The sequence below is a fragment of the Pseudodonghicola sp. genome (genome assembly GCF_048268305.1).
In the GTDB taxonomy this organism is placed as follows: Bacteria; Pseudomonadota; Alphaproteobacteria; order Rhodobacterales; family Rhodobacteraceae; genus Pseudodonghicola.
The window spans coordinates 147881-169417 of record NZ_JBLWVT010000006.1; the positions used below are offsets into that span (position 1 = coordinate 147881).

Annotated in this window: 21 protein-coding genes and 2 riboswitches; of the genes, 13 read left to right on the plus strand and 8 right to left on the minus strand. The window is 70.1% G+C overall.

Going from position 1 to position 21537, the window contains the following annotated elements:
* The first annotated feature begins 81 nt into the window (after positions 1-81).
* From cobN to cobJ, 5 genes are read left to right on the plus strand one after another with little or no spacing between them, the layout of a single operon-like run.
* Positions 82-3327 carry a cobaltochelatase subunit CobN gene (cobN, locus tag ACN0V4_RS12840; RefSeq protein WP_417676667.1) on the plus strand — a complete coding sequence of 1082 codons (3246 nt, stop codon included), beginning with the start codon at positions 82-84 and terminating at the stop codon, positions 3325-3327.
* Positions 3324-4487 (plus strand): precorrin-3B synthase, encoded by a 1164-nt coding sequence (cobG, locus tag ACN0V4_RS12845; protein WP_417676669.1) that lies wholly within the window; start codon positions 3324-3326, stop codon positions 4485-4487. The genes cobN and cobG overlap by 4 nt, the downstream gene beginning before the upstream one ends.
* A complete protein-coding gene (locus ACN0V4_RS12850) occupies positions 4488-5117 on the plus strand; it encodes a precorrin-8X methylmutase (protein ID WP_417676671.1) in 630 nt (209 codons plus the stop codon).
* 2 nt (positions 5118-5119) lie between these two features.
* Complete coding sequence (locus ACN0V4_RS12855; protein ID WP_417676673.1) at positions 5120-5836, plus strand: precorrin-2 C(20)-methyltransferase; 717 nt, start codon at positions 5120-5122, stop codon at positions 5834-5836.
* Positions 5833-6570 (plus strand): precorrin-3B C(17)-methyltransferase, encoded by a 738-nt coding sequence (gene cobJ / locus ACN0V4_RS12860; protein WP_417676675.1) that lies wholly within the window; start codon positions 5833-5835, stop codon positions 6568-6570. Before ACN0V4_RS12855 ends, cobJ begins: the two co-directional genes overlap by 4 nt.
* On the opposite strand, the gene ACN0V4_RS12865 is transcribed toward cobJ, so the two are convergent.
* Entirely contained in the window at positions 6546-7295 is a 750-nt protein-coding gene (locus ACN0V4_RS12865) for a cobalt-precorrin-6A reductase (RefSeq protein WP_417676677.1), read from the minus strand. The two genes, cobJ and ACN0V4_RS12865, sit on opposite strands and share 25 nt — an antisense overlap.
* On the opposite strand from ACN0V4_RS12865, the gene cbiE reads away from it, so the two are divergent.
* The 7 genes from cbiE to cobF all read left to right on the plus strand — a co-directional run bounded on the left by cbiE (position 7294) and on the right by cobF (position 13468).
* Positions 7294-8481, plus strand: a complete 1188-nt coding sequence (gene cbiE / locus ACN0V4_RS12870; RefSeq protein ID WP_417676679.1) for a precorrin-6y C5,15-methyltransferase (decarboxylating) subunit CbiE — start codon at positions 7294-7296, stop codon at positions 8479-8481. The genes ACN0V4_RS12865 and cbiE overlap by 2 nt on opposite strands.
* Positions 8478-8840, plus strand: coding sequence for a cobalamin biosynthesis protein (locus ACN0V4_RS12875; RefSeq protein WP_417676681.1), 363 nt, complete (start codon positions 8478-8480; stop codon positions 8838-8840). The genes cbiE and ACN0V4_RS12875 overlap by 4 nt, the downstream gene beginning before the upstream one ends.
* On the plus strand, positions 8837-9622 hold the full coding sequence (cobM, locus tag ACN0V4_RS12880; protein WP_417676683.1) for a precorrin-4 C(11)-methyltransferase: 786 nt from the start codon (positions 8837-8839) through the stop codon (positions 9620-9622). The genes ACN0V4_RS12875 and cobM overlap by 4 nt, the downstream gene beginning before the upstream one ends.
* The gene (locus ACN0V4_RS12885; protein ID WP_417676685.1) at positions 9619-10941 is read left to right on the plus strand and encodes a cobyrinate a,c-diamide synthase; all 1323 of its coding nucleotides are present in this window, start codon (positions 9619-9621) and stop codon (positions 10939-10941) included. The genes cobM and ACN0V4_RS12885 overlap by 4 nt, the downstream gene beginning before the upstream one ends.
* The gene (gene cobA / locus ACN0V4_RS12890; RefSeq protein ID WP_417676687.1) at positions 10938-11657 is read left to right on the plus strand and encodes a uroporphyrinogen-III C-methyltransferase; all 720 of its coding nucleotides are present in this window, start codon (positions 10938-10940) and stop codon (positions 11655-11657) included. The genes ACN0V4_RS12885 and cobA overlap by 4 nt, the downstream gene beginning before the upstream one ends.
* A gap of 15 nt (positions 11658-11672) precedes the next feature.
* A riboswitch (cobalamin riboswitch) is annotated at positions 11673-11872 on the plus strand.
* 82 nt (positions 11873-11954) lie between these two features.
* Positions 11955-12635 (plus strand): energy-coupling factor ABC transporter permease, encoded by a 681-nt coding sequence (locus ACN0V4_RS12895; protein WP_417676689.1) that lies wholly within the window; start codon positions 11955-11957, stop codon positions 12633-12635.
* Between the two features lie 68 nt (positions 12636-12703).
* Positions 12704-13468 (plus strand): precorrin-6A synthase (deacetylating), encoded by a 765-nt coding sequence (gene cobF, locus ACN0V4_RS12900; protein ID WP_417676691.1) that lies wholly within the window; start codon positions 12704-12706, stop codon positions 13466-13468.
* Between the two features lie 25 nt (positions 13469-13493).
* Here the strand turns inward: cobF and ACN0V4_RS12905 are convergent, their stop codons facing one another.
* The 6 genes from ACN0V4_RS12905 to ACN0V4_RS12930 all read right to left on the minus strand — a co-directional run bounded on the left by ACN0V4_RS12905 (position 13494) and on the right by ACN0V4_RS12930 (position 19002).
* On the minus strand, positions 13494-13916 hold the full coding sequence (locus ACN0V4_RS12905) for a pseudoazurin (RefSeq protein ID WP_417676693.1): 423 nt from the start codon (positions 13914-13916) through the stop codon (positions 13494-13496).
* Positions 13913-14689 (minus strand): ABC transporter ATP-binding protein, encoded by a 777-nt coding sequence (locus ACN0V4_RS12910; protein WP_417676695.1) that lies wholly within the window; start codon positions 14687-14689, stop codon positions 13913-13915. The genes ACN0V4_RS12905 and ACN0V4_RS12910 overlap by 4 nt, the downstream gene beginning before the upstream one ends.
* Entirely contained in the window at positions 14686-15684 is a 999-nt protein-coding gene (locus tag ACN0V4_RS12915) for a FecCD family ABC transporter permease (protein ID WP_417676988.1), read from the minus strand. Before ACN0V4_RS12915 ends, ACN0V4_RS12910 begins: the two co-directional genes overlap by 4 nt.
* Before the next feature lie 50 nt (positions 15685-15734).
* Complete coding sequence (locus ACN0V4_RS12920; RefSeq protein WP_417676697.1) at positions 15735-16748, minus strand: ABC transporter substrate-binding protein; 1014 nt, start codon at positions 16746-16748, stop codon at positions 15735-15737.
* 170 nt (positions 16749-16918) lie between these two features.
* Positions 16919-17115: riboswitch (cobalamin riboswitch) on the minus strand.
* 188 nt (positions 17116-17303) lie between these two features.
* Positions 17304-17771, minus strand: coding sequence for a YbaK/EbsC family protein (locus ACN0V4_RS12925; protein ID WP_417676699.1), 468 nt, complete (start codon positions 17769-17771; stop codon positions 17304-17306).
* A 115-nt stretch (positions 17772-17886) separates the two neighbouring features.
* Positions 17887-19002 carry a pyridoxal phosphate-dependent aminotransferase gene (locus ACN0V4_RS12930; RefSeq protein WP_417676990.1) on the minus strand — a complete coding sequence of 372 codons (1116 nt, stop codon included), beginning with the start codon at positions 19000-19002 and terminating at the stop codon, positions 17887-17889.
* 134 nt (positions 19003-19136) lie between these two features.
* On the opposite strand from ACN0V4_RS12930, the gene ACN0V4_RS12935 reads away from it, so the two are divergent.
* Positions 19137-19817, plus strand: a complete 681-nt coding sequence (locus ACN0V4_RS12935; RefSeq protein WP_417676701.1) for a GntR family transcriptional regulator — start codon at positions 19137-19139, stop codon at positions 19815-19817.
* 130 nt (positions 19818-19947) lie between these two features.
* Here ACN0V4_RS12935 and ACN0V4_RS12940 read toward each other — a convergent pair whose 3' ends face one another.
* Positions 19948-21534: a gamma-glutamyltransferase family protein gene (locus ACN0V4_RS12940; protein ID WP_417676703.1), complete on the minus strand. Its 1587-nt coding sequence runs from the start codon at positions 21532-21534 to the stop codon at positions 19948-19950.
* Between the last annotated feature and the right edge of the window lie 3 nt (positions 21535-21537).

The window sequence follows — 21537 nt, forward strand, 5'->3', positions numbered from 1 at the left end:
CGCCCTAGGGGGCGGGGTCGGGCGCGATCCGGATCGCAAGCGATCCGGTGGTCTATGCATGACTGCACGCGGAGCCCACTGATGCACGTCGTCTTCCGCGAAAGTCACGGGTTGGAGGAAACCGACACCCCCCGGGATCTGGGCCAGAACCCGGCCGATCTGGTGGTGCTGTCGTTTTCCGACAGCGATCTCGGCGCTTTCGCGGCGGGCTGGAAACGCGCGGCGGGCGGTCTGCCCTCGCTGCGCCTTGCCAATCTGGCGGCGCTGCGCCATCCGCTCTCGGTCGATACCTATGCCGACCAGACGCTGCGCGGTGCCAAGGGCGTGCTGGTGCGGCTGATCGGCGGCGAAAGCTATTGGTCCTATGGGCTGGCGGTGCTGCAGGATATCGCCCGCCGCCAGGGCATCGCGCTGGCGATCCTTGCCGCCGACGGCCGGCCCGACCCGCGGCTTGACGCGCTCTCCACCCTGCCCACCAGCACCTTGCGCCGCTTGCAGACGCTCTGCGACGCCGGTGGCGCGGTGGCGGCCCAGGCGGCATTGGCGCAGCTTGCCCTCTCTGCGGGTCTCTACGCCGGCCCCGTCGCCGGCGCCAAGGTGGTGCCCGAGGCTGGCTTCTATCGCCCCGGCTTGGGCGTGGTTGCCGCGCCTGAGCCGGATGAACGGCCCCTCGTGCTCGTCACCTTCTACCGATCCTATCTCACTTCCGCCGATACCGATCCGATCGACGCGCTGATCGCGGCGCTTGAGGCGCGCGGGTTCACCGCCATCGGCGCCTTCGCCCCCAGCCTGAAGGAGCCCGGCGCCGCCACCTGGCTGCGGTCCGAGATCACCCGCCTCAAACCCACCGTCCTCGTCAACGCCACCGCCTTTTCCGCCAAGGGCGGCGACGGCACGCCCTCACCACTCGACGCCGGCGCCTGCCCGGTGTTTCAGGTCGCGCTCTCGACCGCCGAGCGCCGCCAATGGGCCGAGGCCGACCGCGGCCTTTCCCCCGCCGATCTGGCGATGCATGTGGTGCTGCCCGAGATCGACGGGCGGCTCTTCGCCGGGGTGATCAGCTTCAAATCCGCCGGCGCCCGCGATCCCGATCTGCAATTCGCCCGGCTGACCCACCGGCCCGATCCCGACCGCATCGCCGCCGTAGCCGATCGCGTGGCGGGCTGGCACCGGCTGGCGACGCTGCGGCCCGCCGTCAAGCGGCTGGCCGTGATCCTCTCCACCTATCCGGGCAAGGCGCATCAACTGGCCCATGCGGTGGGGCTGGATGCACTGGCCTCGTGCAACGCGATCCTCTCGGGACTGCGGGAGGCTGGCCACGACACCGCCCCCCTGCCGAACCTCGGGCCAAGCCTGATGACCGAGAGGCTGAGCTGGCCGCTTGACGCCTACCGCAAGGCGCTCACCACCCTGCCGCAGCCGCTGCAGGACGATCTGACCGCCGCCTGGGGCGCGGCGGAGGAGGACCCGGGCCTGCGTGACGGCGCCTTCCATTTCGCCGCGATCCGCGCCGGGAATGCCCTGATCGCGCTGCAACCAGAGCGGGGCGCGGTTCAGGCCCGCGCCGATGATTATCACGATCTGTCGCGCACCCCGTCTCACGGCTATGTCGCCTTCTACCTCTGGCTCAGGGCGCAGACCGACGCGCTGATCCATATCGGTGCCCATGGCACGCTGGAGTGGTTGCCGGGCAAATCCGTCGCCCTCTCGCCCACCTGCTGGCCCGAGGCGTTGATCGGCGATCTGCCGGTGATCTACCCTTTCATCGTCAACGACCCCGGTGAGGCGGCGCAGGCCAAGCGCCGGATCGGCGCCGTCACCCTCGGCCATCTGCCGCCGCCCCTGGCGCAGACCCAATTGCCCGAGGGGTTGGGGCGGCTGGAGCATCTGCTCGACGAATATTCCACCGCCGACGGGCTGGACCCGGGCCGCCGCGACCGGCTGATCGTCGACATCCGGGCAGAGGCGCGGGGCACCGGGGTGGAGGACGATCTGGGGCTTGGCCCCGACACCTCAGCCGCCGAGGCGATCACCCGCATCGACCGCTTCGTCTGCGACATCAAGGAAAGCCAGTTCGGCGAGGGGCTGCACGTCTTCGGCACCGGTGAGTGCGGCGCCGAGGAACGCGCCGGCTTGCTGGCGGCGCTGGCCGGCCGCTTCGTCGCGCCTGGCCCCTCCGGCTCCCCCTTCCGGGGGCGGGCGGATGTGCTGCCGACCGGGCGGAACCTTTTCACCACCGATCCGCGCGCGGTGCCCTCGCGCGCCGCCCATGCACAGGGGGTGAGGTTGGCCGAGGAATTGCTGCGCCGCCACCTGCAGGATCACGGCGACTGGCCGCGCGGGCTGGTCGTCGACCTCTGGGGATCGGCCAGCATGCGCACGGCGGGCGAGGAATTCGCCATGGCGCTGCATCTGGCCGGGCTGGCGCCGCGCTGGGACGAAGGGTCTGAGCGCGTCAGCGGGTTCGAGATCATCCCGCTGACCCTGCTGAACCGCCCCCGGATCGACGTCACCTTGCGGGTCTCGGGTCTCTTCCGCGATGTCTTCCCGGGGCTGGCGCAGATGTTCGAGGCCGGGGCCGAGGCGCTGGCGGCACGTGAGGAGACGGCGGAGGACAACCCCTATCTGACCCGAACCCCGCGCGTCTTCGGGCCGAAGCCCGGTTCCTACGGGCTGAACATGGGCGCGGCGCTGGAGGATTATGGCGACGAGGGCCGCGCCCTGGCAGCGGAGGCCTGGATAAACTCCTCCTCCCACAGCATTGACATAAAAGGAGAAATCAACCAGAACCGACCAGCATTTGAGGCCCGGGTACGGCAGGCCGATGCCTTCGTCCACCTGCAGGATCTGGCGGAGACCGACCTGCTGATGGCCGCCGATTACGCCGCGCATGAGGCAGGGTTCGCCGCTGCCGCCGCGCATCTTGGCGCGAAAACCCCGGCGCTCTATCACCTCGACGCCAGCCGCCCCGAGGCACCGCGCGCCCGTGCCTTGGGCGAGGAGATCGCCCGCGTCACCCGGGCGCGTGCCGCCAATCCCGACTGGGCGAGCGGCATGATGCGCCACGGGTTTCGCGGCGCGGCGGAGATTGCGGCGACGCTCGATCATCTGGCCGCCTTCGCGCATCTGGCGGCGGTGGTGCCGGCGCATCTCTTTGACCTCTATTTCGACGCCACGCTGGGGCGCGCCGATCTGGTCGACTTCATGGCGCGCGAGAACCCTCAGGCGCTCGAGGCGCTGCGCGGCCGCTTCCGCGCGCTGCAGGACGCAGGCCTCTGGATCACCCGGCGCAACTCCATCGCCGCGGCACTGGAGGGGGCGGCATGAGCGATCCCATCATTCAGGGCTGGTGCCCCGGCGCGCTGCGCCCGATGGAATCGGGCGATGGGCTGGTGGTCCGCATCCGCGCGCCCCTTGGCCGGCTCACCCAGGAACAGGCGCGCGGCCTGACCTATCTGGCGGAACGATACGGCAACGGGCTGATCGACCTGTCGGCGCGCGCCAACCTGCAATTGCGCGGGGTCAGCAAGGCCGGCCATGCCGCCCTGATCGACGGGCTGCGCACCCTGGGTCTGGTCGATGGCAGCGTCGCGGTCGAGACCCGGCGCAACATCCTGCTGACGCCCTTCTGGCGCTCGGGCGACGCCAGTGAGCGTATCGCCCGCACCCTCACCGCCGCGCTGAGGCAGGACGACGCCCCCGACCTGCCCGGCAAGTTCGGTTTCGCCGTCGATTGTGACACCGTGCCGGTGCTGACCAAGACCCCCGCCGACATCCGGCTGGAACGCGGCGCCTCTGGCGGGCTGATCTGCCGCGCCGACGGGGCGAGGCGTGGCGCGCGGGTCACCATCGCCACCGCCGCCAGCACCGCGCTGGGCCTTGCGCGCTGGTTCCTCGACAGCGGCGGCGCGCCAGAGGGGCGCGGCCGCATGGCGCGACACCTGGCGCGGGGCGCCGTGCCTCCCGGCCGCCATGGCGAAGCCGCCATGGCCCCGGCCCAGACCGCCCCCGGTCCCGGCCCCTGTGCCGGTGGTGTGCTGGTGGCGCTGGAGTTCGGCCAGATGCGGGCCGAAACGCTCGCCCGCCTCGCCGATCTCGGGCCGCTGCGGCTGACGCCCTGGCGCATGCTGCTGATCGAAGGCGCCGGGCAAGCTCCGGCGCTGCCCGGGCTGATCACCGATCCCGAAGACCCGCGCCTGCGCGTTTCCGCCTGTACCGGCGCGCCCGGCTGTCCGCAGGCGCTGGCCGCCACCCGGCCGCTGGCCCGCGCGCTGGCACTGCATCTGGCAACCGACCAAAGGCTCCATATCTCCGGCTGTGCCAAGGGCTGTGCCCACCCGGGCCCCGCGCCGCTGACGCTGACAGCCACCGGCCCGGATCGGTTCGATCTGATCCGTCAGGGCCGCGCCGGCGATCCGCCCGACCACCGCGATCTCGGCCCCGAACGCCTGACCTCCCATCCCGACCTCCTGACCGAAGGCCCCTGAATGCCCCATACCTATGAAACCGATGGCGCCGCGATCTATGCCGAAAGCTTCGCCACCATCCGCGCCGAGGCCGATCTGGCCCGCTTCACCCCCGAGGAGGAGCCGGTCGTCGTCCGCATGATCCATGCCGCCGGTCTGGTCGGGCTGGAGCGCGACGTGGCGTTCTCTGCCGGCATGGTCGAGGCCGCGCGCGCGGCGTTGCAAGCGGGGGCGCCGATCCTCTGCGACGCGCGCATGGTGTCGGAAGGCATCACCCGCCCGCGCCTGCCGGCTGACAATGCGGTGATCTGCACCCTGCACGACCCGAAGGTGCCGGACATGGCCAAGGCGATGGGCACCACCCGCTCTGCCGCGGCGCTGGAGCTGTGGCGGCCGCATCTGGCCGGCGCGGTGGTGGCGATCGGCAATGCGCCCACCGCGCTCTTTCACCTGTTGAACATGCTGGAGGATCCCGCCTGCCCGCGCCCCGCCGCGATCATCGGCTGCCCGGTGGGCTTCGTCGGTGCCGCCGAATCCAAGGCGGCGCTGATGGCCGATCTGCCCGCCCCCGCCCTGATCGTGCGCGGCAGGCTTGGCGGCTCGGCCATCACCGTCGCCGCCGTCAACGCGCTTGCCAGCCGAAAGGAATGACGATGGGCCGTGTGATCTGCGTGGGCCTCGGCCCCGGCGACCCCGATCTGATGAGCCTGCGCGCCTATCGGCTGATCTCCTCCGCCCGGCAGGTGGCGTTCTTTCGCAAGGCCGGCCGCGCCGGTCAGGCGCGCCAGATCGTCGAGGGGATGCTGTGCGAGGGCGTCCATGAACTGGCGATGGAATATCCCGTCACCACCGAGATCCCGGTGAGCGATCCGGAGTACAACCGCCTGCTTGCCGCCTTCTACGACGATTGGGCGGCACGGCTGGCCGATCTGGCGCGGACCGAGGACGTGGTGGTGCTGTGCGAGGGCGATCCGTTCTTCTACGGCTCCTTCATGCATCTGCAGTCCCGCCTTGAGGGCCGGGCCGAGGTCGAGATCGTGCCGGGCATCACCGGCATGTCGGGCTGCTGGACCGCCTCGGGCCAGCCGATCACCTGGGGCGACGATGTGCTGACGGTGCTGACCGCCACCCTGCCCGAGGAAGATCTGGCGCGGCGCGCCGGCGACAGCGACGCGCTGGTGGTGATGAAGATCGGCCGCAACCTGCCGAAACTGCGCCGCGCTCTGGCGCGCGCCGGACGGCTTTCCGACGCCTGGCTGGTCGAACGCGGCACCATGCCGGGGCAATCGGTGCGCCGGCTGGAGGAGGTCGAGGGGCCGGTGCCCTATTTCTCGATCGCGCTGGTGCACGGCCAGGGGCGGCGGCCATGAGCGGCTGGATCGCGGTCGCGGGCCTCGGCCCCGGCGATGATGCGCTGGTGACGCCGGAGGTTCAGGCGAGCCTCGATCAGGCCACCGATGTGATCGGCTATATTCCCTACGTCGCCCGCGTTGCCCCGCGCGACGGGCTCACCCTCCATCCCTCCGACAACCGGGTGGAACTGGACCGCGCCAGCCATGCGTTGCGGCTGGCGGCCGAAGGGCGGCGGGTGGTCGTCGTCTCCTCCGGCGACCCCGGCGTCTTCGCCATGGCCTCCGCCCTCTTCGAGGCGCTGGAGGCCGGGCCCCGGGATTGGCTGACGCTCGATATCCGCATCCTGCCGGGGATCACCGCGATGCTCGCCGCCGCGGCCCGGCTGGGGGCGCCCTTGGGGCATGATTTCTGCGCCATCAACCTTTCCGACAACCTCAAGCCCTGGACGCTGATCGAACAACGGCTGCGGCTGGCGGCGCAGGCGGGCTTTGCCATGGGGTTCTATAACCCGCGCTCGAAAAGCCGCCCCCACCAGTTCGCCCGCGCGCTGGAGATCCTGCGTGAGGAATGCGGCGGCGAGAGGCTGATCAGCTTTGCCCGCGACGTGACCAAAGCCGGCGAGGTGCTGAGAACGGTGACGCTGGCCGAGGCCACGCCAGAGATGGCCGACATGCGAACCGTGGTGATCCTCGGCAATGCCGACACCCGCCGCGTCGGTCGCTTCGTCTATACCCCGAGGCGCGCGGGATGAGGCAGCCAGTCCATCACCTCGGCCATGGTCGCAAAGACCTGCCGCGCCCGCACCTCAGGCCGGTCGATCAGGATCACCCGCAGCCCCAGCGCCCGCGCGGCGTCAAGCTTGGCGCGCGCGCCTGTCCCGCCGGCGTTCTTGGCAACGATCAGGTCGATCGCGTGCCGTTGCAACAGCGCCAGGTCGCCGTCGAGGGTGAAGGGGCCGCGCGCGATCTCCACCGCCGTATCGGACAAGGGCAGCGGCGCTTGGGGCGCATCGACCAGTCGCAACAGATAATGGTGCTGCGGCTTGGCCGCGAAGGCGTCGAGCGTCTGCTTGCCGATGGCGAGGAAGACCCGCGCCGATGCCTCCGGCAGGGCGGCGACGGCGCTGGCGATATCGGGCACATGAGCCCAGTCATCCCCCGGCCCCGCCTGCCAGGGCGCCCGTTCCAGCGCACAGAGCGGCACATTCGCCCCGTCACAGGCCTCGGCCGCGTTGCGGCTCATCCCGGCGGCGAAGGGATGGGTGGCATCCACCACATGGGTGATTCCCTCATCCCGCAGGAAGGCCTCCAGCCCCGCGGCGCCGCCGAAACCGCCCACCCGGGTCGGCAGCGGTTGCGCGACGGGCGCGGCGGTGCGCCCGGCATAGGAAAAGATCGCCTCCGCCCCGGCCTCGGCCAAGGCGCGGGCAAGCTGGCTGGCCTCGGTCGTGCCGCCGAGAAGAAGGATGCGCGTCATGTCTGAGCCCTGGGTCAGTATCATCGGTCTGGGCGAAGATGGCCTGAGCGGGCTGTCGGCTGCAAGCCGCGATGCGCTGGCGGCGGCTGAGGTGATCTTCGGCGGCCCCCGGCATCTGGCGCTGGTCGGCGCGGGGGATCGTGGTCGGGACTGGCCGGTGCCCTTCTCGGTCGCCCCGGTGCTGGCGCTGCGGAACCGGCGGGTGGCGGTTCTGGCCTCGGGCGATCCCTTCTGGCATGGCGCCGGCGGCAGCCTGGCGGCGCATCTGACACCCGATGAGTGGCGCGCCTTTCCGGCGCCTTCCACCTTTTCGCTCGCCGCCGCGCGGCTTGGTTGGCGGTTGGAGGAGGTGCTCTGCCTCGGCCTGCATGCCGCCCCCTTCGCCCGGCTGCGCCCCAGGCTGGCGCCGGGGGTGCGGGCGATCTGCCTGCTGCGTGACGGGTCGGCCCCGGCAGAGCTGGCCGACTGGCTGGCAGCGGCAGGCTTCGGCGCCTCGGACCTGTGGGTGATGGAGGCCTTGGGCGGCCCGCGCGAACGGATCCGCCACGCCCGCGCCGACAGCTTCGATCTGACCGATATCGCCGCCCCCGTCGCCGTTGCCATCCGTGCCGCCGGCGGCCCCGGCCTGCCGCGCGCCAGCGGGTTGGCCGATGACCTCTTTGCCCATGACGGGCAGATCACCAAACGCCCGGTGCGGGCGCTGACGCTGTCGGCCCTGGCGCCGCGTCCCGGCGAATTGCTCTGGGACATCGGCGGCGGTTCCGGCTCGATCTCGGTCGAATGGGCACTAGCGGCACCGGGGGCGCGGGCGATCACCATCGAGCCGCGCGCCGACCGCGCCGCCACCATCCGCGCCAATGCCGAAAGCTTCGGCCTGTCGCATCGGATCGAGGTGATCGAGGGCGCGGCCCCCGAGGCCCTGGCCGACCTGCCCGCCGCCGATTGCGTCTTTGTCGGCGGCGGCGGATCGCAGGCGCTGCTCGACACCCTTTGGGCCACGCTCCGCCCCGGCACCCGGCTGGTCGCCAATGCGGTGACGCTGGAGACCGAGGCGTTGTTGACCCAATGGCACGGGCAGCAGGGCGGCAGCCTGATCCGGGTGGAGCTGTCAGAGGCCGCGCCGCTGGGAAGGATGCGCGGCTGGACCCGCGCCCGCCCCGTCACCCAATGGAGCGTCACGCGATGAGGGTCGCCGGGATCGGCTTTCGCGCCGGCGCCCCCGTCGCCGCCCTGCGTGCCGCGCTCGATCTCGCCGGCGGCAACATCCAGGCGCTCGCCACGCTCGACCGCAAGGCCCGCGCGCCGCAGCTCTGCGCGCTGGCGGCAGAGCTCGGCCTGACAATCCTGCCGGTGGCAGAGGCGGCGCTTCGTTCTCAGACCACCCTCACCCAGTCCCCCGACCAGATCGCGCGTTTCGGCACCGGATCGCTGGCCGAGGCCGCGGCGCTGGCCGCCGCCGGCCCCGACGCCCGGCTCATTGTGCCGCGCGTGATTTCCCCCTGCGGCATGGCCACCGCCGCAATCGCAGAAGGACCAAAGACATGACCGTTCATTTCATCGGCGCCGGCCCCGGCGCCCCCGACCTGATCACGCTGCGCGGCCGCGACCTGATCGCCGCCTGCCCGGTCTGCCTCTATGCCGGCTCTCTGGTGCCCGAGGCGCTGCTGGGTCATTGCCCAAAAGGCGCCCGCATCGTGAACACCGCCCCCCTGTCTTTGCACGAGATCATGGCGGAGATCGCCGCCGCCCACGCCGCAGGCCAGGATGTGGCGCGGCTCCATTCCGGCGATCTGTCGGTCTGGTCGGCGATGGGCGAACAACTGCGCCGGCTGCGCGCCATGGGCATCCCCTATGACGTGACCCCGGGCGTGCCCGCCTTCGCCGCCGCCGCAGCGGCCTTAGGGGCCGAGCTGACGCTGCCGGGCGTGGCGCAATCGCTGGTGCTGACCCGGACCTCTGGTCGCGCCTCGGCCATGCCGGAGGGCGAGACGCTGGCGAATTTCGCCGCCACCGGGGCGACGCTGGCCATTCACCTTTCCGTCCATGTGCTGGAGCGGGTGGTGGCGGATCTCACGCCGCACTACGGCCCCGACTGCCCGGCGGCGGTGGTCTGGCGGGCGAGCTGGCCCGATCAGCGGGTGGTCAAGGCGACGCTCGCCACGCTGGAGGCGGCGACGGAGGGCGAACGCGGCCGCACCGCGCTGATCCTGGTGGGCCCGGCGCTCGGGGCCGAGGATTTCGGTGAAAGCCGGCTTTACGCCGGCGATTACGACCGGCGGTTCCGCCCGGTCGGCACCGCCCCCCGCTTCCCGGAGGGCACGGAATGACGCAGGCCCTTCCCCCCGGGCTGATGATCTCGGCCCCGGCCTCGGGCACCGGCAAGACCACGCTGATGCTGGGGCTGCTGCGCGCGCTCAGCCAACAGGGGTGCACCGTGCAGCCGTTCAAGAGCGGGCCGGATTACATCGACCCCGGGTTTCACCGCGCCGCCTGCGGCCGGGCCTCGTTCAACCTCGACAGCTGGGCGATGGCGCCGGGGATGATGGCCGGGCTGGTGACGCGCGCGGCGCGCGCCGATCTGATCCTGGCCGAAGGCTCGATGGGTCTGTTCGACGGCGTCGCGCGGCCGGGAGAGGCGGGCAATGGCGCCAGCGCCGATATCGCCGCGACCATGGGCTGGCCGGTGGTGCTGGTGATCGACGTCTCGGGTCAGGCGCAATCGGCGGCGGCGACCGCCCTCGGCTTCGCCCGCTTCCGCCCCGATGTGACGCTGGCGGGCGTGGTGCTGAACCGGGTCGCCAGCCCCCGGCACGAGGCGCTGGTGCGGGTCGGGATGGAGGCCGTGGGCATTCCCGTCCTCGGCGCCCTGCCGCGTCAGGCGGCGGTCGAGGTGCCGGAGCGGCATCTGGGTCTGGTGCAGGCGGAGGAACACGGCGCGATCGACGATCTGCTGGACCGCGCCGCCCGCGCCATCGCCGATCATGTCGACCTGCCCCGCCTGTTGGCCGCCGCCAGCGGCACTACCGCGACCGGCACCGCCAGCACCCCGCCGAAGCCCCCCGCGCAGCGGATCGCCCTGGCCCGCGACGCCGCCTTTTCCTTTGTCTATCCGCATCTTCTGGAAAGCTGGCGCGAGGCGGGGGCGGAGATTCTGCCGTTCTCGCCACTGGCCGATCAGGCGCCCGATGCCTCCGCCGATCTCTGCTGGCTGCCGGGCGGCTATCCTGAGCTTTACGCGGGCCAGCTCGCCGCGGCGGAGCGGTTTCGCACGGGGCTGCGCGCCTTTGGCCAGACCCGGCCGGTGCACGGCGAATGCGGCGGCTACATGGCGATGGGGACCGCACTGATCGACAAGGACGGGGTGCGCCACGACATGGCGGGGCTCCTCGGCCTCGTCACCTCCTATGAAAAGCGGCGGATGCATCTGGGCTATCGTCTGGCGGAGCTTGTCACGTCCATGCCCGGCCACGGCGCGGGCGCCCGCCTGCGCGGGCATGAGTTCCACTATTCCACCATCCTCGGCCAGCCCGACGCGCCCTTGGCCCGCGTCACCGACGCCACTGGCGCCGCGGTGGCCGAGACCGGATCGCGCCGGGGCCTGGCCACCGGCACCTTCTTTCACCTGATCGCGGAGGCCACGGCATGAGCGGTTTTGTCAGCTTCGTCTCCTCCGGCCCCGGCGATCCGGAACTTCTGACCCTGAAGGCGGTCGACCGGCTCAGACGCGCCGATGCGGTGCTCTATGACGATCTCTCCGCCGGGCCGATCCTGGAACACGCGCGCGCGGGCGCCGATCTGGTCGGCGTCGGCAAGCGCGCCGGTCGCCCCTCGCCCCGACAGGATCACGTCAGCCGCCTGCTGGTCGATTACGCCGCCACCGGTGCCCGGGTGGTGCGGCTGAAATCGGGCGATGCCGGCATCTTCGGCCGGCTGGAGGAAGAGCTGATCGCGCTGCGCGCCGCCGGCATCGACCATGAGGTGATCCCGGGCGTGACCGCCGCCTCGGCCGCAGCCGCAGCCGCCGGCATTCCGCTGACCCGGCGCCAGACCGCGCGGCGGCTGCAATTCGTCACCGGCCACGATGTCACCGGCGCCCTGCCCGAAGGGCTGAACATGGCGGCGTTGGCCGATCCCGGTGCGATCACCGCGATCTACATGGGCCGGCGCACCTTTGCCGGCCTCGCCGAGCGGCTGATCGCGGCCGGCCTGCCGGCGGAAACCCCGGCGCTGCTGGCCGAAGGGGTGTCGACCGCCGCCGAACAGCTCAGCCGCCACAGCCTTGCCGGGCTGGCGGCCGATGACAGCGCCCCGGGCGATGCCCCGGCGCTGATCCTTTTCGGACCGCTCGCAGAGGAGGCTTAGACAAGACAGACAGCACAGAATTCGACAGATGACGGTTCCAGCCGGCCCAGGTGGCCGGCGGATGAAAAGGGAACGCGGTTGAAATCCGCGACTGCCCCCGCAACTGTGAGCGGAGAGCCTGCCCGGAACACGCCACTGACCCAATGGGCCGGGAAGGCCCGGATCAGCGCCACGACCCGCAAGTCAGGAGACCTGCCGTCCCAAAACGCCGCAAAGGCGATCCGACCGACCGGCCGACACGGGCTGGACAAACCTCGAACAATCCCCGTCGGGTGAGACGGGAAGGAGACAGTGAACATGCATATCGAACCCGGGCTCGTTGCCGGAGCCAAGATTTTCCTCAGCTACGCCACCGCCGCCGGTGCCGCCGGCTATACGCTCAAGACCGCACTGGACAGTCTGCGCGAAAGCGGCGCCGCCTCGCTGGCGCTGCGCAGCGTGGCGACCACGGCGCTGGTCTTCACCTTCTTCGAAATCCTGCCGCATTACCCCGTCGGCGTGTCCGAGGTGCATTTCATCCTCGGCTCCACCCTGTTCCTGATCTTCGGGGCGGCGCCCGCCGCGCTGGGGCTGGCGCTGGGTCTCTTGATCCAGGGCGTGTTCTTCGCCCCCTTCGATCTGCCGCAATACGGGATGAACATGACCACGCTGCTGGTGCCGCTCTTCGCGGTGCAGGCGCTGGCGCATAAGATCATCGCGCCCCATACCCCCTATGTCGATCTGAAGTACCGCCAGGCGCTGGCGCTCTCGACCGCCTATCAGGGCGGCGTGGTGGCCTGGGTCGCCTTCTGGGCCTTCTACGGCCAGGGCTTCGGGGCCGAGAACCTGACCTCGATCGTCACCTTCGGCGGCGCCTATATGCTGGTGGTGATCGTCGAGCCGCTGGCCGATCTCGCGGTACTGGCGGCAGCCAAGGCGCTGAACGGTCTGCGCGGCAGCGGGCTGGTGACGCGGCGCCTCTATCACAGCGCGGCCTGATCGCCGGTTCCCCATCCCATCGCGCGGCCCCGACCACCCGGGGCCGCGCCCTGACCTCGAGAGCTTTCATGATCGACCTCTTCCTGATCGGCATCGGCACCGGCAACCCCAACCACCTGACGCGCGAGGCGATGAGGGCGATTGCCGGGGCCGACCTGATCCTGATCCCGCGCAAGGGGGCCGGCAAGGACGATCTGGCCGGGCTGCGCCGCCGCATCTGTCAGGAGGTGGCAACCGGCGACAGCCCGCAGTTGCGCGAGTTCGATCTGCCGAAACGCGATGCCGGCGCCCCCGATTACCGCGCCGGCGTCGACGACTGGCACGATGCCATCGCCCGCGTCTGGGCGGCGGAGATCCGCGCGGGCCTGCCGCAGGGCACCGGCAAGGTGGGGTTTCTGGTCTGGGGCGATCCCTCGCTCTACGACAGCACGCTTCGGATCGCCGAGCGGGTGACGGCGGAGCTGCCGCTCGCCCTTCATGTCATCCCCGGCATCACCTCGATCCAGGCGTTGACCGCCGGCCATGCGATCCCGCTGAACCGGATCGGCGCGCCGGTCACCATCACCACCGGCCGGCGGTTGCGCGATCACGGCTGGCCCGAAGGGGCCGAGACCGTGGTGGTCATGCTCGACGCCGGCTGTGCCTTTGACGTGCTGGACCCCGTGGGGATCGAGATCTGGTGGTCGGCCTATGCCGGAATGGCCGAGGAACTCCGCCTCTCCGGCCCATTGGCCGAGATCGGCCAACAGATCGCCCGGACCCGGGCCGAGGCCCGCGCCCGGCATGGCTGGATCATGGATATCTACCTGATGCGGCGGGGCACCTCGGCCTGAGGCCGCGGCCCCGCGCGCTTGTCGGTCAGCCCTCTTGATGCGCCGCCAGGATCTCTTCGAACCGCGCCCGGGCACGGTTCGGCAGCTCGGCGGGCAGGTCGCGCGGCGCCCCCTCGCCCACCTCGATCCACATCACCATGCCCATGGCGAAATGCGGTGAGCATTTGATGCCATAGCGCCCCGGCACCGTCAGGGTGACGATGAAATCCTGATTGATCTTGCTTTTGAACGGCGTGGCCCCTTCGGGGATCATGCCGTCGATGGTGGCGGCGTTGTGGCTGGGCTGTTCGGGGATGAACCGCACGCTGTCGCCGGGCGCGATCCGCAGGAAGTCGGGCTGGTAGATCATCGACCCGTGGTCGTTGCGATTGAACATCCGCACCTCATGGGTTTCGGCCAGTGCCGGGGCGGCGGTCAACAGGGCGAGGGCAAGAGCGAAAGGTTTCATCGGGGTTCCTCCTCGAGACAATGATAACGAAGGACGGTGGCGCCATCGGCGGGATCGCGCAGCGCGGTGGCCCGGACCCGGAAGATCGCGGTCAGCCGCTCCGGCGTCAGCACCTCGGACGGTGGGCCGCAGGCGACCATGCGGCCGCCCTCCATCACCCCAAGCCGGTCGCAGCCCATCGCCTGATTGAGATCGTGCAGCGCCAGCACCACGGTGACCGGCAGCCGGCCGACCAGCCGCAACAGCGCAAGCTGGTGGTGGATGTCGAGATGGTTGGTGGGCTCGTCCAGGATCAGCAGACGCGGCCGCTGCGCCAGCGCCCGGGCGATCTGCACCCGCTGACGCTCTCCGCCCGACAGCGTGGCCCAGGCCTGCGCCGCCATGCGGCCCATGCCCACCGCCTGCAGCGCCTCGTCGACGATCGCGGCATCACCGGGCGAAAACGGCGCCAGCGCCGACAGCCAGGGGGTGCGCCCCAGTTCGACCACATCGCGCACGCTCAGCGCCTCGGGTGTATCGGCGATCTGCTCGACGAAGGCGATCCGCTGCGCCACCTCGCGCCGCGACAGGGCGGTGAGCGGTCGGTCGTCGAGCTGCACCCGCCCACGCGGACGTGGGGCGAGCCCGGCCAGGAGCCGCAGCAGGGTGGATTTGCCCGAACCGTTCGGCCCGACCAGACCGAAGGTTTCTCCCGGCTCGATGGTGAGCGAGACATCTTCGACGATGGACCGCGCCCCCGCGCTCCAGCCGAGCGCCCGTGCCGCAAGTCTCATATCCGTCTCCTGTTGCGCAGAAGGATCAGGGCGAAGCCCGGCGCGCCGACCAGCGCGGTGACCACGCCGATGGGCACCACCTGCCCCGGGATCAGCAGACGCGAGGTGATATCGGCCGCGATCAGGAAGACCGCGCCGGCCATCGCCGCCGCCGGCACCAGCCGCGCGTGACGCGGCCCCACCACGAAGCGCATCGCGTGCGGGATCACCAGCCCGACGAAGCCGATCGAACCAACCAGGCTGACCATCGTCGCGGTCATCAGCGTGGTGGCCCCGATCAGCACCACCTGCACCCGTCGCACCGGCACGCCAAGCGCGGCGGCAGAGCTGGTGCCGAAGGAAAAGGCATCCATCGCCCGGGCGAACCAGAGGCAGGTCAGCAAGCCCAGACCCGCCGCCGGCGCGGCCAGCGATACATCCGGCCAGCGCACGCCGGAGAGGTTGCCGAGCAGCCAGAACATGATGCCGCGCGCCTGTTCGGCATTGGCGGATTTGGCGATGAAGAAAGAGGTCAGCGCATTGAACAATTGCGACCCCGCGATCCCGGCCAGCACCAGCTGCGCCGATCCGCCGCCCGCCGCCCGGGCCAGCAGCGCCACCAGAACGAAGGCCAGCGTGGCACCGGAAAAGGCGCCCGCCGACAGCCCCAGCGCGCCACCGCCCAAGCCCAGGATGGTCACCGCCACGGCCCCCGCCCCGGCCCCGGCCGAGACCCCCAGCAGATAGGGATCGGCCAGCGCATTGCGCACCAGCGCCTGCAGCACCACCCCCGACAGGGCCAGCCCGGCGCCACAGCCCGCCGCCACCAGGGTACGCGGCAGCCGATAGCTCCAGACGATGCCGGCGTCGATCGGATCGACGACATGACCGGCATCCCAGAGATTGTTGGCAAATACCGCCGCCACCGTCGACAGCGGCAACGGCGTCTCGCCGATCACGACGCCGGCGAAGATCGCCAGCGTCAGCCCCGCGACCCCCGGCAGCCCCCAGAGCATCAGGGAGCGCACCAAGGGGCGCGACAGTGCGCCAGAGGTCGCGACCAGGCTCACTGACCGCTCAGCCCCGGCAGCGCCTCGGCCAGCGTCTCGAGCGCCGAGATATTGCGGATCGACGGATCCATCGCATGGGCGTCGAGGATCACGATCCGGTCGTGCTTGACCGCCTCCATCTGGCTGGTGACCGGATCGCTGCGCAGAAAGGCCAGTTTCTTTTCGACATCGTCGGCCTCGAACCGGCGGCGGTCCATCCGCGCCACCACGATGACCGAAGGATTGGCCCGCGCGATGGTCTCCCAGCTGACCGTCGGCCATTCCTCGTCGCTCTCGACCACGTTGCGCAGGCCCAGCGCCGTCATCATATAGGCGGGCGCGCCGCCCTGGCCGGCGACATAGGGGTCGATATCCATCTCGGCCGAAGAGAACCAGAATACCGCCGAGCTGTCCTTGAGCCCGAGCCCCCGCGCCTTGGCGACCGCCGCCGCCTCACGCGCGCGCAGATCGGCGACGATCGCTTCGCCCCGATCGGTCACATCGAAGATCCGCGCCAGTTCCGTGACCCCCTGATAGAGGCTCTCCATCGAATAGAGCTGGGTCCGGGTGCCGTCGGAGCCTGAGGTATTGTCCTTGCCGATGCAATCGGCGGGCAGGATATAGGTGGGAATGCCCAGATCGGCGAATTGGTCGCGGGTGGCAACGATGCCCTGCGGGCCGACGTGCCATTCGTATTGCACCGCCACCAGACCGGGCCGCTTGGCCACGACGCTTTCAAAGCTCGGGTCATTGTCGGCCAGACGCTCCACCCCGGCATTCACCGCCGCGAACTCGGGCAGCACCTTGGTGAACCAGACAGAGGTGCCCTTGACCCGGCCGCCCAGGTCCAGCGCATAGAGGATCTCGGTCGCCGCCTGACCGACGGTGACGGCGCTGTCGGGCGCGTGATCAAAGGTCAGATCGACGCCGCAATTCTCAAGCGCGAGTGGAAAGCGTGTCGGCTCGGCAACGGCGGGCAGCGCGAGGCAGGCCACCGCGACGGCGGCAGCGATCAGGGGTCTGGGATACATGGTAGGTCTCCGGAAAAGAGGGCGACCGGAGACAGGAGGGGAAGGCCGATCCAGAGGCTGAACCATGCCCCGACCGCGACAGCGGGCGTGCAGGGTCTGGCTATGGCCGATGCCAGGGGGCACCGCAGGACAAAGTTCATTCGACACCTCCCCGGACACCCCGCCCGGGCCGCGTTACAGACAGTGTCGGCAGGTCTCCTGACTGGCGGGTCACAACAGGCGGCGGCCTTCCCATGGCACGGGGCCACAGTGGCGTTGTCGCAGCCTGCTCACCGCCTACAGTTGCGGGGGCAGTTCCGGTTCACCGAAGCGTCGGTGACGGATTCCCTTTTGATTCCATTCGGAAACCGACCCGGACCTTCTAGGAAACCGGATCGGTGCTGGCAATGGGGTCCTCTCCCCCCGATGACGAAGCCCCCCGCCGCGTGGATCGACCGGCCAGCCGCGCCTGAGGATCACTGCCGCCTGGCAGGCCCGGGTCAAGGCTTTCGCCGGCCAGGCGACCTGAACGACCTGCCTTGCCCGGAGTTGCGGTCATCGGAGGCCGCGCGCCCCTCAGCCGGCAAGCAGCGCAGCGCCCACCGCCTGGCGCAGCCGCGCGGGATCGACGGCGAAGACGGCGTTCGGAGCGCCGGCGGCGGCCCAGACCTGCGGGTGTCGCAACAGCTCCTCGTGCATGAAGACGGGCAGCGGGCGCTTGTGACCAAGCGGCGCGACGCCGCCGATGGCAAAGCCGGTCTCGTCGCGCACCCGTTTCGCATCCGCCCGCGCCGGCGTGCCGCCAATGGCCTCGGCGACGGCCGCCAGATCCGCCTGCCGGTCTCCGGGGATCAACAGCAGCACCAGCGCCCCATCCCCACTGCGTTCGAAAATCAGCGACTTGACGATCTGCGCGGTCGCGCAACCACAGGCCTGCGCCGCCTCCTCGGCGGTTCTAGTGCTGGCGGGCATGGTCAGGATCTCGATCTCGAGACCCGCCTGCCGGGCGGCCTCAGCCACCCGCCTGGTGCTCTTGCCGCTCATGCCGCAGCTCCCGCCGGCATCGCCGACCTTGGATCCTTGCCCGCCGGGCTTGCCTTGATCTTCCCCGCCCTATCCATCCGTCTCTTCCTCACTCCGCTTTGAAAACAAGGGACACTCAGACCAGCCAGGCCTTGCGAATGCGGTCGCGCAACCCCAGCAGTCGCGACACCGGTTCGTTGGCATAGACAAAGCGCAGATAGCGTCCGGCGCGATCCTCCTGCCCCCAACCGGTCATCGCCGTCGCCGCGATGGCACCGTCACGGAACAGCTTTTGCGACGCCTCCCCCGGCGACATTCCCAGCGCGATGGTGTCGATCAGCAGCGACCAGCCGCCATCGGGGGCGATCACCGGCAGGCCCATCATCTCGGTCAGGATGTGATCGCGGCGCGCCTTCCATTCGGCCGTCGCCGCCGCCACACCGTCATCGGTGGCGGTCAGGGCCGCCTCGGCGCCCGGCATTGTGATCCCCACCTGGCAGACCACGTTGCTGAGGCTGACCAGCCGGATATCATCCATGATCTGCCTGGGGCCGACGATCCAGCCGACCCGCCAGCCGATCATCCGGTATTCCTTGGAGACCGAGCCCACGGTGATCACCCGATCCGCCATGCCGCCAAGAGAGGCCGGGTGCAGCACCGGCGCCTCGGTGAAGAGGATCCGCTCCATCGCCGCGTCGTGCAGGATCCAGGCGTCCGCCCGCTCCGCCGCCTCGGCGATGGCCTGCCATTCCTCGCCGGTGTGGACGATGCCGCTGGGCATCGAGGGGCTCATGGTCAGGATCATCCGGACCTTCGACGACACCGCATCCCGCAGCGCATCGAGATCGAGCCGCCAGCGCCCGTCGGTCACCACCAGCGGCACCAGCTTCGACACCCCGCCAGACAGCCGGATGCGGTTCAGCAGCCCGGCATAGGCGGGGTCCGTGATGATCACCTCGTCGCCCGGTTCGATCAGCGCCAGCAGGCAGTTCAGCACCCCCGACAATCCGCCGGCCGAGATGATGCATTGCGCCTCGGGGTCATAGTCGACCCCGGTGGTGGCAGAGACCCGCGCGGCGGCGGCCCGGCGCAGGCTGTGGATGCCGAGAAACGGCAGATAGCTGTTGGCGTCGTCGCGTGTCACCGCCTGCATCGTCGCCTCGATCGCCGCCTGGGGCGGTGCGATATCAGTGTCGAGATTTTCCAGCCGCAGCATCTCGGAACTCGCCAGGGCATCGGCGGCGTTGCCCATCGTGTCCACGCCAATCCCCGGTATGTGCGCAACCCTCGATACTCGCATACCATCCTCCATATTGGATCCAATTTTGAATATTGCTATTCATCTCAAGGATTGTTTGTCAATACGGCTGTCGCTAAGGATGGGACATGACCCAGGCCCCCATGAAGCGCGGCGACCGCGCGCAACAGATCGAAACCCAGCTCCGCGACGCGATCATCACCGGTGCGCTCGCGCCCGGCAGCGCGCTGCGCCAGGAAGAGCTGGCCAAGACCTATTCATCGAGCCGAATGCCGATTCGAGAGGCCCTGCGCACGCTGAGCGCCGAGGGGCTGGTTCAGCTCGTCCCCAACAAGGGCGCCATCGTCGCCCCGATCGACGCCGACGAGCTGCGCGAGAATTTCGAGATGCGTGAGGCGGCCGAGACCCTGGCGATCCGCCTGGCGGTGCCGCATCTGTCGAACGCCCATATCGATCAGGCTGCGCGCATCCAGAGGGAGATCGAATCCTCCGCCGACGTCGCGGAGTTCGGGCCGCTGAACAAGGCGTTCCACACCGCGCTCTACATGCCCGCGAATCGGCCAAGGCTGGTCGCCCATATCGCCGGGCTGCACGACATCGCCGACCGCTACCTGCGCTTCACCCTAATGCATCTCGACTATGTCGGCCGCTCCTCGGGTGAACATGACGCCATCCTCGAGGCTTGCTATCGCCGCGACCTGGACGAGGCGGTGCGGTTGACCTCGGCCCATATCATTGAGGCCGGCAAGACATTGGAGCGTTTCCTGAGGGATCAACCAATGCAAGGCGGGAAGCGCCCCCGGGGCTAAGCTCGCCTGCTTCGATCACCGCAGGCGAGGCAAACGTCGCCCCGCGCGGGGCGCGGCTGTCAGCGACAGCAACGCCAAAGCCCCCCGGCGGATGCAACCTGCCGGGGGGTCGTTTTTTTCGCCTTCGGCCTCAGAAGCCGAGCGCCATGCCATCCTTGCGGCTGTCGCTGCCGCCGGTCAGCAGGCCTGCCCCGATGCGGATCGCCTGGCTGCCACCGAGCGGGCTGCCCACCACCTTGAGCTTGTGTCCCCGCGCGGTCAGCTCGGCCCGCGCCTCCTCGCTGACGCCCGGTTCGATCTGCAGCTCACCGCCGAAGGCAAAGCTGCGCGGCGCATCCATCGCCGCCTGCAGATCCATGCCGCGATCCAGCACGTTCGACAGGAAGGCAGCATGGCCGGCGGCCTGGTAATGCCCGCCCATCACGCCGAAGGGCATCACCGCCGCGCCATCCTTGCAGAGCATGCCGGGGATGATCGTGTGCATCGGCCGCTTCTTCGGCCCGATCGCGTTCGGGTGCCCCTCGATCAGCCGGAACGAGCTGCCGCGCGAATGGAACAGTACCCCGGTCGCCGGGTCGAGCCGGGTCGAGCCGAAACCGTGGAAGATCGAGTTGATGAAGGAGATCGCGTTACCCTCGGCATCGACCACGCTGAGATAGATGGTGTCCTTGTGCTCGGGCTCGTCCCACAGCGCCGGCGGCAGCGCCTTGTCCATCCGGATCCGCGCGGCGAGCGTGTCGATCACCTCGTCCGACAGCAATTGGTCCGCCAGCCCCTCGCATTCCGCCGGATCGGCCAGCAGCGCGTCACGGTGGTGATAGGCCAGCTTGGTCGCCTCGGCATTCAGGTGGATGCGATCGGCCTCGGACAGATCGGGCCCCATGTCGAATTTCGACAGGATGCGCAGGATGATCAGCGCCACCAGCCCCTGCCCGTTCGGCGGGCACTCCAGCACGTCATAGCCGCCATAGGGGGTGGAAATCGGCGTCACCCAATGGGCCTGGTCGCGGGCCTCGTGGAAATCCGCCTCGGTGTGCAACCCGCCGAGCGATTGCAGATGCGCCACCATCTTGGCCGCGGTCTCCCCCTCGTAGAAGCCGGCGGCGCCCTTCGCCGCGATCTCGCGCAGACGCGCGCCGAGCAGCGGCTGGGCATGGCGGTCGCCAACGGCCGGCGCCGCGCCCTCGGGCAGGAACAGCGCCGCCGCATGGGGATCACCGGCGATAACCCCGACATGGGCAGCCCAGTCCATGGCGACGCGCGGGGTCACCGGATAGCCGTTCTCGGCATAGCCGATGGCGCGGGCGAAGAGCCGCTCCAAGGGCAGCGAGCCGTGATCGGCGTGCAGCCGGCACCAGGCCGAGATCGCGCCGGGCACGGTCACCGCATGTGGGCTGGTCTGCGGGATCTCGTCGGTCAGACCGGCGGCCTTCAGCGCTGCGACCGTGGCCGCCGCGGGGGCACGCCCCGAGCCGTTCAGCGCCTTCACCACGCCGCCCTTCGGGGCGTAGAGCGCGAAGCAATCGCCGCCGATCCCGGTCATCAGCGGATCGACCACGCATTGCACCGCCACGGCGGCGAGGGCCGCGTCGACCGCATTGCCCCCGGCCGAGAGGATATCGAGCCCCGCCGCGGTCGACAGCGGATGCGAGGTGGCGATCATCGCCTTGGGCGCCAGGGTCGAGGGGCGGCGGGCAGAGAAGAAATCGAAAGTCATATC

Bases quoted from the DNA above. Each gene is read 5' to 3' on its own strand.
- ACN0V4_RS12920 (WP_417676697.1), bottom strand. From the start codon at position 16,748: ATGTATCCCAGACCCCTGATCGCTGCCGCCGTCGCGGTGGCCTGCCTC.
- ACN0V4_RS12940 (WP_417676703.1), bottom strand. From the start codon at position 21,534: ATGACTTTCGATTTCTTCTCTGCCCGCCGCCCCTCGACCCTGGCGCCC.
- ACN0V4_RS12915 (WP_417676988.1), bottom strand. From the start codon at position 15,684: ATGCTCTGGGGGCTGCCGGGGGTCGCGGGGCTGACGCTGGCGATCTTC.
- ACN0V4_RS12895 (WP_417676689.1), top strand. From the start codon at position 11,955: ATGCATATCGAACCCGGGCTCGTTGCCGGAGCCAAGATTTTCCTCAGC.
- cbiE (WP_417676679.1), top strand. From the start codon at position 7,294: ATGTCTGAGCCCTGGGTCAGTATCATCGGTCTGGGCGAAGATGGCCTG.
- ACN0V4_RS12935 (WP_417676701.1), top strand. From the start codon at position 19,137: ATGACCCAGGCCCCCATGAAGCGCGGCGACCGCGCGCAACAGATCGAA.
- cobG (WP_417676669.1), top strand. From the start codon at position 3,324: ATGAGCGATCCCATCATTCAGGGCTGGTGCCCCGGCGCGCTGCGCCCG.
- ACN0V4_RS12865 (WP_417676677.1), bottom strand. From the start codon at position 7,295: ATGACGCGCATCCTTCTTCTCGGCGGCACGACCGAGGCCAGCCAGCTT.
- ACN0V4_RS12925 (WP_417676699.1), bottom strand. From the start codon at position 17,771: ATGAGCGGCAAGAGCACCAGGCGGGTGGCTGAGGCCGCCCGGCAGGCG.
- cobJ (WP_417676675.1), top strand. From the start codon at position 5,833: ATGAGCGGCTGGATCGCGGTCGCGGGCCTCGGCCCCGGCGATGATGCG.
- cobA (WP_417676687.1), top strand. From the start codon at position 10,938: ATGAGCGGTTTTGTCAGCTTCGTCTCCTCCGGCCCCGGCGATCCGGAA.
- ACN0V4_RS12875 (WP_417676681.1), top strand. From the start codon at position 8,478: ATGAGGGTCGCCGGGATCGGCTTTCGCGCCGGCGCCCCCGTCGCCGCC.
- ACN0V4_RS12910 (WP_417676695.1), bottom strand. From the start codon at position 14,689: ATGAGACTTGCGGCACGGGCGCTCGGCTGGAGCGCGGGGGCGCGGTCC.
- cobM (WP_417676683.1), top strand. From the start codon at position 8,837: ATGACCGTTCATTTCATCGGCGCCGGCCCCGGCGCCCCCGACCTGATC.
- ACN0V4_RS12885 (WP_417676685.1), top strand. From the start codon at position 9,619: ATGACGCAGGCCCTTCCCCCCGGGCTGATGATCTCGGCCCCGGCCTCG.
- ACN0V4_RS12850 (WP_417676671.1), top strand. From the start codon at position 4,488: ATGCCCCATACCTATGAAACCGATGGCGCCGCGATCTATGCCGAAAGC.
- ACN0V4_RS12930 (WP_417676990.1), bottom strand. From the start codon at position 19,002: ATGGGCAACGCCGCCGATGCCCTGGCGAGTTCCGAGATGCTGCGGCTG.
- cobN (WP_417676667.1), top strand. From the start codon at position 82: ATGCACGTCGTCTTCCGCGAAAGTCACGGGTTGGAGGAAACCGACACC.
- ACN0V4_RS12855 (WP_417676673.1), top strand. From the start codon at position 5,120: ATGGGCCGTGTGATCTGCGTGGGCCTCGGCCCCGGCGACCCCGATCTG.
- ACN0V4_RS12905 (WP_417676693.1), bottom strand. From the start codon at position 13,916: ATGAAACCTTTCGCTCTTGCCCTCGCCCTGTTGACCGCCGCCCCGGCA.
- cobF (WP_417676691.1), top strand. From the start codon at position 12,704: ATGATCGACCTCTTCCTGATCGGCATCGGCACCGGCAACCCCAACCAC.